Raw genomic sequence first — 15311 nt, 5'->3', positions numbered from 1 at the left:
AACAGGTTATTTAATTGCCTGATCTTTTCTGCCATCTAACGTTTGCTGATGTTCATCAATAAATGGCTGTTCAGCAGGGTCAATACGGTCCATGCCGCTGGTGAAACGGTGCCAATAGGGATAGTTAGGAGCGGGACGCGTTACCTGCTCTATACGCTTACGCTGCGCTTCACTCAGTTTTAACTCGAAGGCCTGTAAATTTTCGCGTAGATGCGTCTCGGTTCTATTGCCAACGATCAACGATGTAATCCCGGGCCGATTGGCTAACCATGCCAGGCAAGTCTGCGCTATCGAAGCGTTCAATTCTGTTCCCACTTCCTCCAGCACCTCGATTACGCGATATGCATGCTCCATATCATGCACATACGGCTCAGGCCATCCGCTGCCCTGGCGAGTTGAGGCCGGCGCCTTTTTATTGCGACCAACGGCACCGGTTAATAAACCTTCGCCCAGGGGGCCCCAAACCAGCGTACCGATATCCTGGTCCCGCGCCATCGGCAATAATTCATATTCGGCTTCACGCGATTCGGGCGTGTAATAGATTTGCTGGCTGACGGGTTTCAATAGCCGCTGTGCTTCCGCATGGCCCAAGGTTTTCATCATCTGCCATGCGGTGTAGTTTGATGTGCCAAAATAGCGAATCTTGCCGCTTTTAACCAAATCTTCCAGGGCACGCAAAGTCTCATCTACCGAGGCTACGCCATCCCAATTATGAATTTGGTACAGATCGATATGATCGGTTTTTAAGCGCTTTAAACTTGCTTCACAGGCTTTGATTAAATGAAAACGACTTGCTCCACTGGCATTAGGATCCTGCCCCAGAGGACTTCTGGCTTTGCTGGCCAGAATGATTTGGTCGCGTTTTTCTCGCAGCGCCTCACCTAAAACCTCTTCAGCGCCCCCCATTGAGTAGAGGTCGGCCGTGTCGATCATATTTACGCCATGATCTAACGCGATATCGATAAATCTGCGCGCTTCTGCAGCATTCACGTTGCCCGTTTTTTCAAAACCCGCTTTACCCGCAAATGGAACTGTGCCCAACACACATTGAGACACCAGTAGACCCGAATGGCCCAGTTTTTTATATTGCATTTACTTTCCTCCTCTACAACTTTAAAAAGGCGATCGTAATCGCAATCGTTTCACGCTTTAAAAATCATTTTGCCAAAAGCATAGAAGTCGTTTGCACGATACGCAAATCGCTGCAGGAGAATAATCACTTAACAACAAGCATTGATGATAATTAATACATTTCTGGTGCCATTACCGCCCTATAATAGCTATGAACATGCTGGCTCACCATTTTCATCCGCGACAATCATTTGTGCCACACATTAATAATAAACTTTGGTTCTAAAAGCGTTTATTTCAGTTCCTACTTCATAATTGGTCTATCTTATAAATACAATTTATTAAGTGGACATTATATGAAATATTTTCCTCTGATGATGCTTAGCGTTCCGCTATTAGTCGCTTGCGGTGGCGCTAATACGCCACCACACACCCCGCTGCCCGGAAATCAAACCTCTGCCAAAATGCAAACGCTTGAAACAGGTGCCCAGGTGATGCAATCTCGGCCGCCGGTGGAAGCCATCAGCGCCTATCTTGATGGGTTTCATTTTTACAATGGCGACAAAAATGGTCAGATGGAAGCACATCATTATGTAACAGTACTTAATGACGATGTGATGCAGGCTATTATTTATGATAGCAATACCAAAGATGCGAGGCTAATGGGTGTCGAATACATTATTAGTGAACGTCTATTTAAAACGTTGCCGCCCGAAGAAAAAAAACTCTGGCATAGCCATCAATATGAAGTTAAGTCTGGCAGTTTAATTGCGCCTGGCCTGCCTGCGGTGGCTGAGAAAGCGTTAATGAGTAAAATAGTAAATACCTACGGCAAAACCTGGCATACATGGCACACCGATAGAAACAAAACGTTGCCTCTGGGTATTCCAGCGCTAATGATGGGCTTTACCGGTGAAGGCCAGCTTGATCCGGCTCTGCTGAAAGATCGCGATCGTCGCTTTAAAACTGATACCCAAGCGATTAAATCTCAGCGGCAAGATATTGTAGCGCGTCCCGTTGCAGCCGGGGCCGATGCCTGGCAACAAGGCGATGTCGTACAACTTAAGCTGGTGGAAGGGGCCGCTGAACACGGGCATAATGACACTACCCATTTCGGCACCTCAGAGCAAAATCAACGTAAAATTGCTTCCGGGAAGCAGTGAAATTCGTCGGCATGGTCGCGGTATGAAAGTATCGCGGCTCATGCCAATTAGTGCGTTAAATTGAGCGATTACCTGAAAATAATGAGCTATCTCCAAAAGAAATTAATAATAGCCTGCACATGGGATATTACGGATTAACCCATTTACAGTTTTTGAGTTTACCAGCCGCACTGTAATGTAATAACGCTCTTTGATTGTTATCCCTCGCTAATAGACACCAGTCCAGCAGGTTGATGTGCAGCACTATTACGCCAAAATTAACTTTGCCACTGCCGTCAGTATTACAGCCATGATAGTTATTACTAACAACATCACTGCCTGGCGTGGGCCCAGCATAGGTTTTTCTGGTGTTGTCCGATAATTGTTCCCACGCTAACTCGGCACATTCGCTCCCTTGTGCATGCAGTTCTACCGTTCCGCAAAGTCTGAGCTGTATTCGTGTTTCATTACAGTAGCCAAGGGCTGTGGCTTTAGGATGAGCCGAAAGCGCCAGCCATTTAGGGCTGCGCACATCAGTATGAAACTCCAGAACACACTTCATACGATCAACACGACGTAATACCAGCGTTCTCGCCTGTGGATGACCTTGTTCATCTATAGAACCGAGCGTAATGAAGTGAAATCCTGAGTCAGCGGCAGCGGCTCCCGCCTCCAGTTTATTCCAGGCGTCGTTATCGATGTCTTCAAGATACAGTGGCATAACATATTCCTGCTAATATTAGTTTCGCTTACTCAACATAAATCATTTTTTATCTCATTAAAGCAAGCGGTACCGTTGATGACGCTGTAAACTTCCACGCGATTAATTTGCGGTAATTAAGGCTCTTTCTTACGCTCATCTATTTTTTTCATAATCCAGGAGGCTATGCTTCCGCCAATGCCTGCCACGCAACTCATTAAAAATGTTTTTGTAAATATCACCCGAACTGACATATAACTCATTAGTATAGAGATAAGTTAATACATAGCGAAAAACAACAGCTAAAACAAAGAAGCAGATTACACAATAAAGTCCACTTAGAAAGGCTGAGATACTGTTACTTTTTTCATTGATGTCTTTAAACTGATTATTCATGGGTCCGGCACGATTCTAAATCAGAAGTGTGTATTTCCAAAGCGTTACCGTGGCTGAAGGTTAAATATATTAGCATTCTTCACGAATAAAATCATGACGTGACGGACACGTATTACTGTTGCTACGCCGGGTGTGATCCGGTTGCAACAGCGGGAAGTGGATTTGACGGTCAAGTGACATATTAAAAATCCGGCGGCTTAGCCGGGTTCTTTCTATTTAAATTAGTCCTAATGAATCAGGTAATTCCTTCACGAATTTGCTTTTATCTTCAGTATATTCTGACGATATGACTAAGAAGCCCCTGACAATATCTTTTCTATACTCCGCGCCTAATAGCTGTAATTCTGCTGCCATGTGCTCCATCATTTCTACAGAAATATCCGAAGCCAGCTGTTTCTCGCTTGTAAAATCAAGGAATATAGCAAGATCAGCTATGATTTTTTTTAGTTTAATGTTGCTATTCTTTGACAACTTTTACCTCTATATTCTTGGTTACTAACTCATCAAACATTTTCTAAGCACGATTTTCTTGTGTTTGGGTTGTAACTTCCCGACGCCCCGTCATTCCATAATTTTCAAAGCGTCTAGCACTATACGGCTCAACTACAAAGCGCGGCGCTATACCGTGGGCTATAATCGTGATCACATCTGCCATCGCCATCCATCACCCTGAAAGGGCACTGGATGGCGGATTTTGGCTTTGAGACTGGCCAGAAGATCGAAGTAATCCCGGAGGCAGGGCAACTAATCATCCGGCTGGCTGAGGAATGATAACTAACCGGGTTTAAAACGTAAAATCCCGGCGCGGTGGCCGGGATTTATTAATATTCAGAGTGGTAAATAATATTATATTTATCTCCAAGCTCTTCCTGAAGGTGATGTGCCAGTTTATAACCATCATCAATAAACTGTTTTTTTTCCTCTTCACTTTTAAAACCAGATGATACCGGATCATTGATATTGAGTATGGCATCGTATCGTTCAGCCCACTCTCTAAGCCTATCTTTTAATTTCGAAGATATTGGTAATTCTTCAGGGGAGATGTCCCCATAATTTTCTGGAGATATATCCCATAATGGATGGCACTGATAATCAGCCATTAATTTTATTTCTTTCATTTTACTGAGCCTCGTAAGTTAGCCCCTACGATATATCCGTTATTTCCCACGGTAACAGCAATATTGTATTTCTTGCCATTTATCATGGTTTCATAGATTGGTCGACCTGTGCCAGTCCCTTGATAACCTACTACTTTACCATCAGTTACGGCCTTCATCACTACATCAGGAATACGTGCTTCTGATACTCCTATTTGTGCAAATTGGCTACCATGTCCTTCCACAATATGTTGTAAACCTGCTTTAGAATTACCTTTCTCAAGGAAGATGATTCTTCCACTATTATCCTTTGCAACACCAACGACATTTTCAGGTGTAAATTTAATGCCTTGATTTGTCATTTCTTTAAATAAAGATTTTGTCGTAAAGCTGTTTTTTGCTATCAGGACAAGATCTTTACCCAAAGTTCCCAGCGATGCCAATGCCGCCTGATTTTCTGGATCAGATACGAAAGCTGCATACTTCATCCATTCAGGACTGTTTACATCGATATTTGCCAGATCCTGACCGTTCCACTGCTGGACGTAGGCTTTGGCTTCCTCGCTGGTCATCACGTCCACGCCGGGAAGATTGCCCAGCCAGCCGGGGCGCTCTGTCATATCGACGCCACCCTGAGCCAGTTCCTTATCAACCACCACCGCTTCCAGCGGGTTATCCTTTAGTTTCTGGTCGGTTTCAGCGCTCTGCTGGTCGCTGACCTGTTTCCATTTATCAATAACCGACTGGCAGTCACCCCCTGATTTCCGGCAGTCCGACAGCTCTTTATCGAACGTCAGCGCCTGATCCGCATGGAGGTGATTATTCTCAACAGCGTTTTTCCCTAACTGAGCAGCATTAACCGCTTCAGCTGTATTACCTCCGACAGTGGCACCGACAAGTCCCGACGCAAGTGTGCTTAATGCACTAACAGTCTGCTTCTCCGTTTCTGTAAGGTTGTCGGCAGTTTTGCCGGGGTATAGCTGCCCCATCACAAATTTTGCCATCAGCTCACCGCTGACGGCACCCGCTGCACCTGCCAGCGCGTCATGCCCGGAGGCATAAGAGGCAATGGCACCGACTACGGCATGCGCCATCGCCTGCGCTTCAGGGTTGCCACTGGTATATTTGTGAATCTGCTCTGCCAGATAGGGGGTGGCTGCGCCACTGATTGCCTGGCCGATGTTATTACCGGCCAGCCCCTGCACTGCAGCCGTTACCGCCTGGATGCCTTGCTGTACAGCACTGCCCGTTCCCAGCTTTGTTGCACTGAACGCGGCATCATAATTGTTCTGCCAGGCCTGCTTAGCGATTTCATCGTCACCCGCAGTTTTACCCGGATTGGCTTTTTCCCAGTCAGACTTTGCTTTAGCCAGATCTGATTCGCTCAGAGAGGACATCTTCTCATTGGCTTCCCGCGTGGCGATAATAGCGCCCTGAGTCCGTGCTATATCCCCTACCTGCACACCAATCTCGCCTATCATCTGCGCGGTCTGGAGACGCTTTTGCTCTTTCTCTTTGTTAAAGATCGGACTGATGCTGTCGTTAGCATGCTCAGTGTCGCGGCTTAGGCTTGTTAAATTCTGCTGCTGATTAGCCTTGTCGCGAATGACTATCGTACCGTCAGCCACGGCAGATTGTGTAGTGCCATCTGCATGCCCGTTACTGCCGGCTCCGGCAAGGAGAGTATTAGCCATATTACCGGCAAACTGCCCACCCATGCTCGCGCCGGAACTGATGCCAATTCCCTGATGTTCGGTTTTGTAATCCGCCTCGTTATGGATATCAGTAAAGCCCAGCGTGCCGGTATCCAGCCGGTTTTTATCGGCATCTGCCTGGCTGGCAATGACCGCACCGTTGAGCTGCGTGTGGTTGCCAACCGTGATGTCGAAACCGCCTTTACCGGCGTAGATACCGCTCTGCTCCAGCACACTGTCGTAATTACTGTGCATCTTATCCTGACTGGCGTTGATGTAACCCGAGCCCGTCATCGAGCCGAAGGTAAAGCTGCCGCCCGCGCCAAAACTCGTCTGCTTCGAGTCGTAGTTATCGCTGTCCTGCAGGCTGGTTATCGTCAGGTCACGTCCAATATCCGCTTTGACGCTGTTGCCATTAACCTGCGCACCGCTGAGTGTGGTATCGCGACCGCTGGTGATAGACACATCTCCTCCACTGTCCAGCGTGGTTTCACTCCAAACGGTGCCGTTGCCTTTTTCATGTCCTTTAGCGCCATTGACGCTGGCAAAGATACTGAGGCCAGCACTGCCCGACCCCACGCCAAAGCTGATGCCAATGCCGCCACCGCTGCTGCTGTTCTTCCCGGTGGTCTGTTGTGTGTTAGCAGCCGCAGCCAGTGTGATGTCATTTGCAGCATGCAGAGAGGTATCGCCGCCGGCTTTCAGCTGACTGCCTGCGATCAGCAGGTCTCCGCTGTTGATGCCGTTTCCTTTGGCGGTAGCATCGATACTTAGATTTTTACCGGCGTTGATTGTTGAGCCGCTGACCGTGTCAGATGCCTGGTGTTGCTGTGATTTGGATTTTTGTGTCGTCAGCGACAGACTGATGCCAACGCCGTTGTTGGGATCACCATTCGCCTGAGCGAGCTGACTTGCCTGATTCGCCTGTACGCCGGAAAGTACCGCTTTGGTCGCCTGTAATGCGGCTAATCGACCGTCACTCTCCTGCTTTGCAGACTGCGCTGCGGCAATGGCACTGTTGACGGCTTCCGCCACTGCGCCGGATAGCGCCAGCGTCAGGCCACTGGTACGTTGCTCAAATCGCTCGTCACGCGTCCGCACATCATGACCCGGAGTGATTGCGACGCTATCGCCCTGCAAAGCCATGTTGCCACCGGCAATAAGATCGGCCCCGTTGACCTGAAGCTGCTTACCGGCCGTAATTGAAACATCACCGGCGGTGCTGCCCACCGTGCTAATGCTCTGGCTCTGAGTGGTGCCTTTATCCTTCACGTCATGCAGCGTTTTACTGCTGCCAATGCTGATGCCGATCCCGCCCGTGCCCATCAGCCCGCTTTTACGGGTTTCTGAGAATCGCCAGGTTGAATCCGTGTTGGTTGCGGCAGTGATTTCGACATTATTGCCCGCGTTCAGCGCAACTTTGCCATCACCCACTACCTGTGAACCGGTAACCAGCACATCATTTCCGGCAGAAACCGAGACGTTATTCCCGCTCAGCAGTGTGCCTTTTTCATTGGTTGTGCTGTCTTCCTGAATGGTGTGCGTCGTCTTTTTGCTGAGCAGACCTTTTTTGGTTTTAGTTTCTTCTTTGTAGTAATAATCGCTCTCTGTTGCAGTGCCCAGATCCACGTTATTCCCGGCATGTAACGTAATGTCCTGTTGAGCCGTTACGTCACTCGCCCGGCTGGTAATGTCGTGGCCTGCTATTAGCGTTGTACTTCCACCACTGGCTATTTCAGTTCCCTGCTGGCGCACGGTTTCGTTAATCACCGTTTTCTTGCTGCCGCGCTCGCTGTTACCGGAACCGGATGCTGCGGCGTTCAGATTAATATCGCGGCCCGCTTTTAGTCCGACATCACCTTCCGCCGCCAGCGCTGCTGACTGGCTGGTAATATCCTGCCCGGCTACCAGCGTCAGGTTGCCTCCGCTGGAAACCGTCGTGCGTTCAGTACCTGAGCTATAGGTTTCCTTGTTGCCGATTTGGCGGCTTTCGCTGGTCTCAATATTGTTGAGACTGAGATCGTGCCAGGCGTTGAGCAGCAGATCACCACCTGCATTGAGTGAAGCGCCGGTGATGTTGATATCGTTGCCGGACTTCAGGCTGAGCGTATCCAGTGACGTAATCGCCGCCGTCTGGCCCATTAGCGTCTTGCTCGCCTGCATCGATCCGTTGCCGCCGATCGTCCACTGTGAGCTGACGGTGGTGTTATTGATGTCGCCGTTAACGCTCTCCAGCGCCACTTTTTTGCCGCTGATCGTCGAACTGACGTTATTGATGTTATTCAGCGCGCCCAGCTGCAGCTCGCCTCCGGCTTTAATCAGCCCGGCTTTAAGGTTGTCGATATTGTTTTGGCTGTCGGTGCTGACAGCGTTCTGCGCCACAATGCTGCTGGCGCTGTTGGTAATGTTACCGCCAGAGAGCGTGACATTGTTTCCGGCAATCACGCTGCCGTTGTTCATCGCTGCGTCTTTCTCGGACAGGTACACTTTCGGCACCATCACCGTCTGGCCATTTACCGAGGTGGCTTCCCACCAGATAATGCTCTTATCCAGTGAAGCAACCTGATCCGCGCTAAGCGACACGCCAAACTGCAGGCCTAAAGCCTGCTGTGACGCGGCGGCGTTATCCATCAGGTAACGCATCTGATCCAGATCGGAACCCACGCCATTCAGATAGCGGTTGCCCGTCTGATTCAGCACAACGTTGCTGACGTAACGCGTATCAAACGCCGCATCGCCGAGGAAGCGGTAATCGTTGTCTGGCTTGAGATTCAGCCTGTCCAGCAGATAGGACGATCCGAGGAACGCATTCGCGTCGGTATACTGCTGACGGGTTTCCTGTGGTGCACTGCCAGGCTGTTTACCCAGCAACTGATTGAGGTCACCAAACAGGCTGCTATCCAGCTGCCCAAGACCGTTTAATTTTGGGTTTACGGTGATGAGATAAGGACTGCTGCTGTCGCCCGCGACGAAGTAGCCATTGTCACTGGTTGGGAGTGGATAGGCGCTGGTATCCACCGCTGAAGCAGCATAGCTGCTCAGAGCCGAGGGTTTTACTGCGCTGCCTAACGCCAGTTCAGCGGCCTTCCCAAGGTTCGCCTTGTCCTGTTGTTTGCCATTGTGATTTGAGAGCCCAACGGTTTCAGGCTGTGCATTTTGCAGCGACGTGCCGCCGTTGACCTGCTGCAAGGCATTTTGCAGCTGATCGCGCCATTCCGGTGAATTGATCGCCACCTTATCTGTGGCGGCGAGTTGCTGGCGCTGCTGAGCCGCCACCTGGCTGATTGCGGCGAGGTGATTTAATGCAGGTGCATTGACAGTGGTGCCTGCCCATCCGGCGTTGGGCGTGGTGGAGGTGTTGCTGATATCACCGCTGAAGCTGGCGTTAACGCTGCCGCCGGCCTGAATGACGGCATGAAGGCCGTCCCCGGTATAGGTGGTTTCATATTCTGGTGCAGAAGATAATTGATAAGTCACTGTTGCAGATGAGTCGTTTCCCCTGAAAGGTGAGTACTCTGAAGTCGGAGAAAAGTATTGCATGTTACGGCTATCATTCAGCTTGTTTACGCCAATCCGCCCATCATAGTTGTAAGTCAGGTAAGTACTGGTTACTCCATTTACCCAGGATTGATTATTGAGCGTGGTACCACTGAGTGAAATTGAGTTACCTGCCAGAAGTGAGCTTGCGAGGTTGTTGAGCTGGCCTGCGGTGACATCGAGATTTCGCCCTGCAGAGATACGTCCACTGCCTCCATTAGCCTGAGCCGTCACCGTGGTTGTCTCTGTTAGATAACGTTTGACAGCTGCCTGTGCATTGGGAGCCAGATAGAAGTAATCATCATCTGAACCATTGCCTTTACCAGGGCTGCCGCCCGTTCGAACATGGATGGTGTAATAGCCCAAATCATCTACATTCATCTTGCTCAACTGATACTTTATCGATGCGCCTCCAACCCCCGCAGGCAGTCCTGATATTTGCTGTGTATTCTGCTGGGTGGTAAGGCCCTCTCTTTGATTGAGCAGATTGGCCGTTCGCACTGTGATATCACCATTCTGCGACTCAATAGTTCCCGAGGTATTGATCACCTCGCCATTGGCATTGCCCGCCGCGTCGCGCTGCATCCACACACTGTTGCCCGCCAGCATATCGCCGCGCTGGTTTTTAATGCTGTTGGCGTAAAGATAGAGATTCTGCCCGGCATACAGCAGCGCCGTATTCACAATGCTGCCCGGCGAGGAAACGGTGAGGTTACCACGCGTGCCGGTAAAGCCGTTGAGCGTGACGTCACTGCGGCTGATCAGCGCAACATTGCCACCGCCCTGCAGCGTGCCCGCACCGTTCATGCTGATGCGGTTACCACTCAGGCTGCTGTCGCCGGTTCCGGTGGTGAGCTGGCCATTGTTCGTCAGATCGCCGCCTGCGCTCAGCGTCAGCGCCTGGCCCTGCAATGTTCCCTGGTTATCAATCGCGCCATTACTGCTGATAGTCAGGCGATTACCTGCGGCCAGCGTGTTGCGTGCGGTAAAACTATTGATGAGTTTGACCGTCGCATCGCCCAGCGCCACCACCTGTCCAAGCTGATCAAATCCCGTACTTTCCAGCAGCAGGTTACCGCCGCTGAACAGCTTCCCCGCCGCCTGTTGCGTCACCTGTGTAGCTTTAACATTCAGCTGATTGGCGCCCAGCAGCGTGCCGCTGTTGGTGAGTTGCGCGTAGTTCACCGTCAGGTTTCCGCCCTGCGCGGTGCCCTGGTTCTGCAGGCTGGTGCCGGTGAGTGTCGCCTGCTGATCCGCCATAAACGTGCCGCTGTTGCTGGCGCTGGCCGCATTCATGACCAGCTGCGAAGCCTGCAGCCAGCCGCTGTTGACCAGCTGTGGCGCGCTGAGCGTGAGATCTGCCGAAGAGAGCACTTTGCCGCTGTTGCTGGCCAGGCCGCTGGTGGTTATGCGGCTGGTGCCTCCCTGGATCACGCCGTAGTTATAGAGTTCGGGCGCGGTCAGCGTCAGGCCGTTCTGGCTGAGTAGCGTACCGCTGGCGCTATTAGTGAGGCGTCCGCCGGCGTTCAGCTGCAGACTGCTGTCGCCCTGCATGCGCCCGCTGTTGGTAATAACGCCGCTGTTGAGTGATAAATTCCTGCCCTGCATTCGGCCCGCGCTATCCACGGTTGCTGCATGCACATCCAGCGTGCCACCGCTCAGCAGCGCCGCGTTTTGCTGCTGCGTCAGCGCGCCCGACAACGTGGTGGTCAGCCCTTCAACGCCCGAGATCTCGCCGCCGTTGTTAAGCGTTGCACCCTGTAACGTCAGGTTGCGGGCAATCCACTGTCCCTGATTGGTGAGGCTGAGTGCGTTCAGTGCGGCATTGCCGTTCGCCGTGATTTTGCTGCCGGAGGCGGACGTCAGCGCCTCACTGAGGTTGAGCGTCAGATCGCCTGCGCTCTGGATAGCGCCATTGTTGGCAAGGCGGGTGGCGTTCAGCAGGATTTGCTGTCCCTGCCAGCTGCCGTTGTTGGTGATGACATCCTCGGCAATGTTCAGCGTGCCCTGCGTCAGCAGCTGACCGCCAGCATTGTTGATTAATTCCCGTGCTGGCGGCGTCTGTACCGCCAGCATGCGGAAACTGCGGGCCTGCGCCGGACCGATAGTCAGAGATTGCAAGCCAATCAGACTGCCCTGATTGGTTACGCTGGCCGGGGTAATTACGAGCGTTTCGCCCTGCACGCTGCCGCTGTTATTCAGCGCAGCGCCACTCAGCGTCATCGCTTTATCCGCCAGCAGCGAGCCGTTGTTGTTCAGATCTTGCGCGCTGACCTGTGCCGTGCCTTGCGATAGGATTTCACCGCTATTGCGCAGCTCACCCTCAACCTCAGCTGACACATCAGTGGTGCCCAGCAGCGAGCCCTGATTCTGCCAGCGGTCTGCGTTGATTTGCGCCTTGTCACCCTGGATTGTGCCGGATGTGTTGAGGTCGTTAACGTTCAGCAGCAGGTCACCGCCAGTCAGCATTTTGCCGCCAGCTGTCTGTGTCAACGCGCCGCTTGACTGCGCATCCAGCGAAGATGTTCCCTGCCATAGGCCACTGTTGCTAAGGCTGCTCCCGCGTAACACCAGACGATCGGCCAGCACTTTACCGCTGTTCTGCAGATTACCCACCGTCAGGCTGGCATTGCCGCCCGCGGTCAGACTGCCACGGTTATCCAGCAGCCCGTCAGATTGACCTTTCAGTGAGTCAATACCGTAAACGGTGCCACTGTTGGTCAGCGATCCAAACTGATAGTCGATGCTATTGCCCTGCCACACACCGGCGTTGTTAGCTGTTGCACCTTTAAGTGCAAGAATACCGTTGCTCAGTAGCTGCCCCGCGCCCTGGTTGCTGAACTGTTTGAAATCCGCGCTAAGTCCATTGTCACCCTGGAGCAGACTTTGGTTCTTCAGCACATCACCTGTCGCATTTAACTGCTGTGCCGCAATCGAACCGCCGTTGTTCAGCTCGCTGGCATGAATATCCGCCTGACGCTGGGCAAGCAAAACACCCTGCCCGTTGTTATTCAGCGTGCCGCTCAGGTCTGCATTCAGATTGGTTGCGGTGATGCGCCCGCTGTTGGTCAGGTTGTGACCGTTAATGCTGAAGTCACCAGCCACCTGTAGCAGGCCCGTATTCGTCAGCTGTACCGGGGAAAGCGTCAACGAACCGCCGCTGATAAGCTGACCGCTGGCGGCGTTGGTGATACTCGCGCTATTTAACAAGAGTGAGCTGTTACCCTGCAGCAGTCCGGCGTTGGTCAGCTGAGGTGCGGTGATGCTGAGTCGGTCGGCTGCCAGCGTACCGCTATTAATGATGTCGTTGCTGATGAGGGCAAAATCATTCTGGCTCAGCAGTGTGCCACGGTTTTCCAGTGCGCCGTTCAGCGTACCAATTAATTGCGTGGTCGCCTGAGCGAGGCCGGCGTTCTGCCAGCTTTGCAACTTCATATCAAGCGTGTCGGCCTGAATGCTGCCCTGATTATCCAGGCTGTCAGCTTGAGCCGCCAGCGTGCCGGCACTCAGTAACTGGCCGCTGATCTTATTACTGAGCTTATCGCCCGCAATGGTCAGTGCATCACTGCCCTGAATCAGCCCGCTGTTAACTAAATCACTCTGCAGCGTAAGCGCCTGTGCCATCAGCCAGCCGCTGTTATCGATGGAGTGAGCTTTTACATTCAATCCCTGCTGACCAAGAATTTTTCCGCTGTTATCCAGCGTGCCGGTTGTCAAATCTGCATCGCCAGCGCTCAGCAGGTTGCCGCTGTTTTGCCAGTCAACAGCGGTGAGCGCCAGCTGTTCTCCCTGCAGTAATCCGCGGTTATCAAGCTTGTCTGCGCTGACTCTCATCTGGCCGCCACTCAGCAGCGTGCCGCTGTTAGTCAGCTGTTTGCCCTGGGTTTGCAGAGAATGATTGCCCTGCAGCGCACCCGCGTTGTCCACTGATACCGTATCGATATCCAGTCGATCTGCGGTTATCTGACCGCCGTTAATGAGCGTATTGTTCTGAAGTAGTAGCCGTTGATCGGCAATCAGCAGCGCGCCCTGCTGATTAGTGAAAGCCAGATTGCGCGCAGCGATGTCCGCCGCATTAATTTCACCGAGGTTGATGAGGTTACCACCACCCAGCGACAGCGTGGCACCGCTGGTGATCAGCCCGCTGTTATTCAGCTCCGGCAAATTCAACGCAAAGCTGTTATCAGAGCTCAGCGTGCCGCCTGCAAGGTTGGTCAGACGATTGCCTGTAATGCCGAGGGAGTTTGAGCCTTGAATCAGACCGCTATTATCGATCTGTGTGCTATCAAGTCTCAGCACCGGTGCGGAGAATATGCCTTGGTTGAAAAGGCCTTTGCTGCTGAGTGACACAGATTCTGAACCGGAAATCGCGGCGCCTTTGCGGTTTTGCAGGCTGCCTGCCGTAATCGCGGTCGTTGCGCTGGCCAGCATGCCTGTGTTGTTCAACTGCTGTGTGTTTGCAGTGAGATTTTTGCTGGCCGTAAGTTGGCCGCTGTTGTCGATACGGGTTTGCGCCTGCAGCTGAATATCACCACCCGCTTTGCCGCCTGAGGCTGAATCCACCGAAATGACTGCACTGCTAAGACGAATATCACGCCCCGCCGTCAGATTGCTGCCCGAGGCTTCAAGCGTACCTTTAGCGGTTAAACCTATCCCGACATCACTGACCAGCGCACCCGTTTGTAGTGCAATATCCTGCTGCGCATTTACCGCGATCTGCCCGGTCGCTTTGTTATTGCCGCTGAGCGTTACCGAATCCGCATTGGCTGTCAGCGCCCCACTACTCAAGCTGTTGTTCAGCGTCAGCTTGCCGCTGGCATCGAGCTGAATATCACCCTGTTTCGCCACCAAATTACCGAGGTTAACCCCAACCCCTTTCTCACTCGACACCAAATGAATACGGTTGGCGTACATGCCGCCGAGCGCACCGGTATCCACTGCCACTGATGGCGCGGCACCTTCGCCAGCAATCGGCGTCACGGAACCCTCCGCACCCACGCGGTTAGCCCCCGCTGTCACCGACAGATCTTTCGCATAGATCCCGGCGTTGATCTCCGTCGCGCGTGCGACGATCGCCACCGCATCGGCGTTGCTGCCGTCCAGTCCCTGACCTTCGACGATCACCGAGCCTTTTGTCACCTCCAGCGCCGCCAGATTACCGTTGGCATCCAGCTGCGGCTTGCCGGTGGTGAGCGTAACGTTGGGTGTGTTGATAAAGCCACAGCCGTTACAGGTGATGCCATAAGGGTTGGCAACCATTACGTTAGCGGCTTTGCCCGCTACTTCGGTGTAGCCCTGGAGCTGCGAACGATTAGCGCCAACCACTTCGTTGATGATCGCCTGCGCTTCTCGACCCGCTTTCAAATTCGGGTTGTTCTGAATCAGGCCGCCGAGCTGCGTCTGATTAAGCTGGCCGGTGGCGTTATTAAGGATTAAGCCCTCTTTGCCAACGTTGTACTGCTGATACTGGTTGTGGGATATGCCTGCGCCGTTAGGCGTAGCGATATTCACCACCGGCACGCCGTTACCGGCGGCATCCAGCTGGGTGCCAGGCGTGACCGGCGTGATTTGTGCCGCCATCGCAGGCAGCATCGGCTGTACCGCCACCAGATAACAGATGACGTAGCTCAGCGCGCGACGGGCGAGGGAAACGGGTTGACGATCGTCCATAATC

General features: G+C 52.3%; 7 protein-coding genes. 2 read left to right on the top strand and 5 right to left on the bottom strand.

Features of this window, described 5'->3' with window-relative positions:
• Positions 1-6: 6 nt before the first annotated feature.
• Positions 7-1092, bottom strand: coding sequence for an aldo/keto reductase (locus tag AC07WB_RS20120; protein ID WP_400457188.1), 1086 nt, complete (start codon positions 1090-1092; stop codon positions 7-9).
• A 335-nt stretch (positions 1093-1427) separates the two neighbouring features.
• Here AC07WB_RS20120 and AC07WB_RS20115 point away from each other — a divergent pair, with 335 nt between their 5' ends.
• Positions 1428-2234, top strand: coding sequence for an OBAP family protein (locus tag AC07WB_RS20115; protein ID WP_494941142.1), 807 nt, complete (start codon positions 1428-1430; stop codon positions 2232-2234).
• Between the two features lie 127 nt (positions 2235-2361).
• On the opposite strand, the gene AC07WB_RS20110 is transcribed toward AC07WB_RS20115, so the two are convergent.
• Complete coding sequence (locus AC07WB_RS20110; RefSeq protein WP_494941141.1) at positions 2362-2934, bottom strand: pyridoxamine 5'-phosphate oxidase family protein; 573 nt, start codon at positions 2932-2934, stop codon at positions 2362-2364.
• A 591-nt stretch (positions 2935-3525) separates the two neighbouring features.
• Complete coding sequence (locus AC07WB_RS20105; protein ID WP_097098299.1) at positions 3526-3780, bottom strand: hypothetical protein; 255 nt, start codon at positions 3778-3780, stop codon at positions 3526-3528.
• A gap of 213 nt (positions 3781-3993) precedes the next feature.
• On the opposite strand from AC07WB_RS20105, the gene AC07WB_RS20100 reads away from it, so the two are divergent.
• The gene (locus tag AC07WB_RS20100; protein ID WP_370659834.1) at positions 3994-4080 is read left to right on the top strand and encodes a SymE family type I addiction module toxin; all 87 of its coding nucleotides are present in this window, start codon (positions 3994-3996) and stop codon (positions 4078-4080) included.
• Between the two features lie 50 nt (positions 4081-4130).
• On the opposite strand, the gene AC07WB_RS20095 is transcribed toward AC07WB_RS20100, so the two are convergent.
• Together AC07WB_RS20095 and AC07WB_RS20090 are read right to left on the bottom strand one after the other, a co-directional pair.
• Positions 4131-4427 (bottom strand): immunity protein CdiI family protein, encoded by a 297-nt coding sequence (locus AC07WB_RS20095; protein ID WP_345830194.1) that lies wholly within the window; start codon positions 4425-4427, stop codon positions 4131-4133.
• On the bottom strand, positions 4424-15307 hold the full coding sequence (locus AC07WB_RS20090) for a hemagglutinin repeat-containing protein (protein WP_494941140.1): 10884 nt from the start codon (positions 15305-15307) through the stop codon (positions 4424-4426). Before AC07WB_RS20090 ends, AC07WB_RS20095 begins: the two co-directional genes overlap by 4 nt.
• Positions 15308-15311 lie beyond the last annotated feature (4 nt).

The sequence above is a fragment of the Pantoea sp. GW821-FHT03E06 genome (assembly GCF_059420725.1).
The sequence above is the reverse complement of the archived record's forward strand: the minus strand, read 5'-3'. Positions and strand labels throughout refer to the sequence as shown.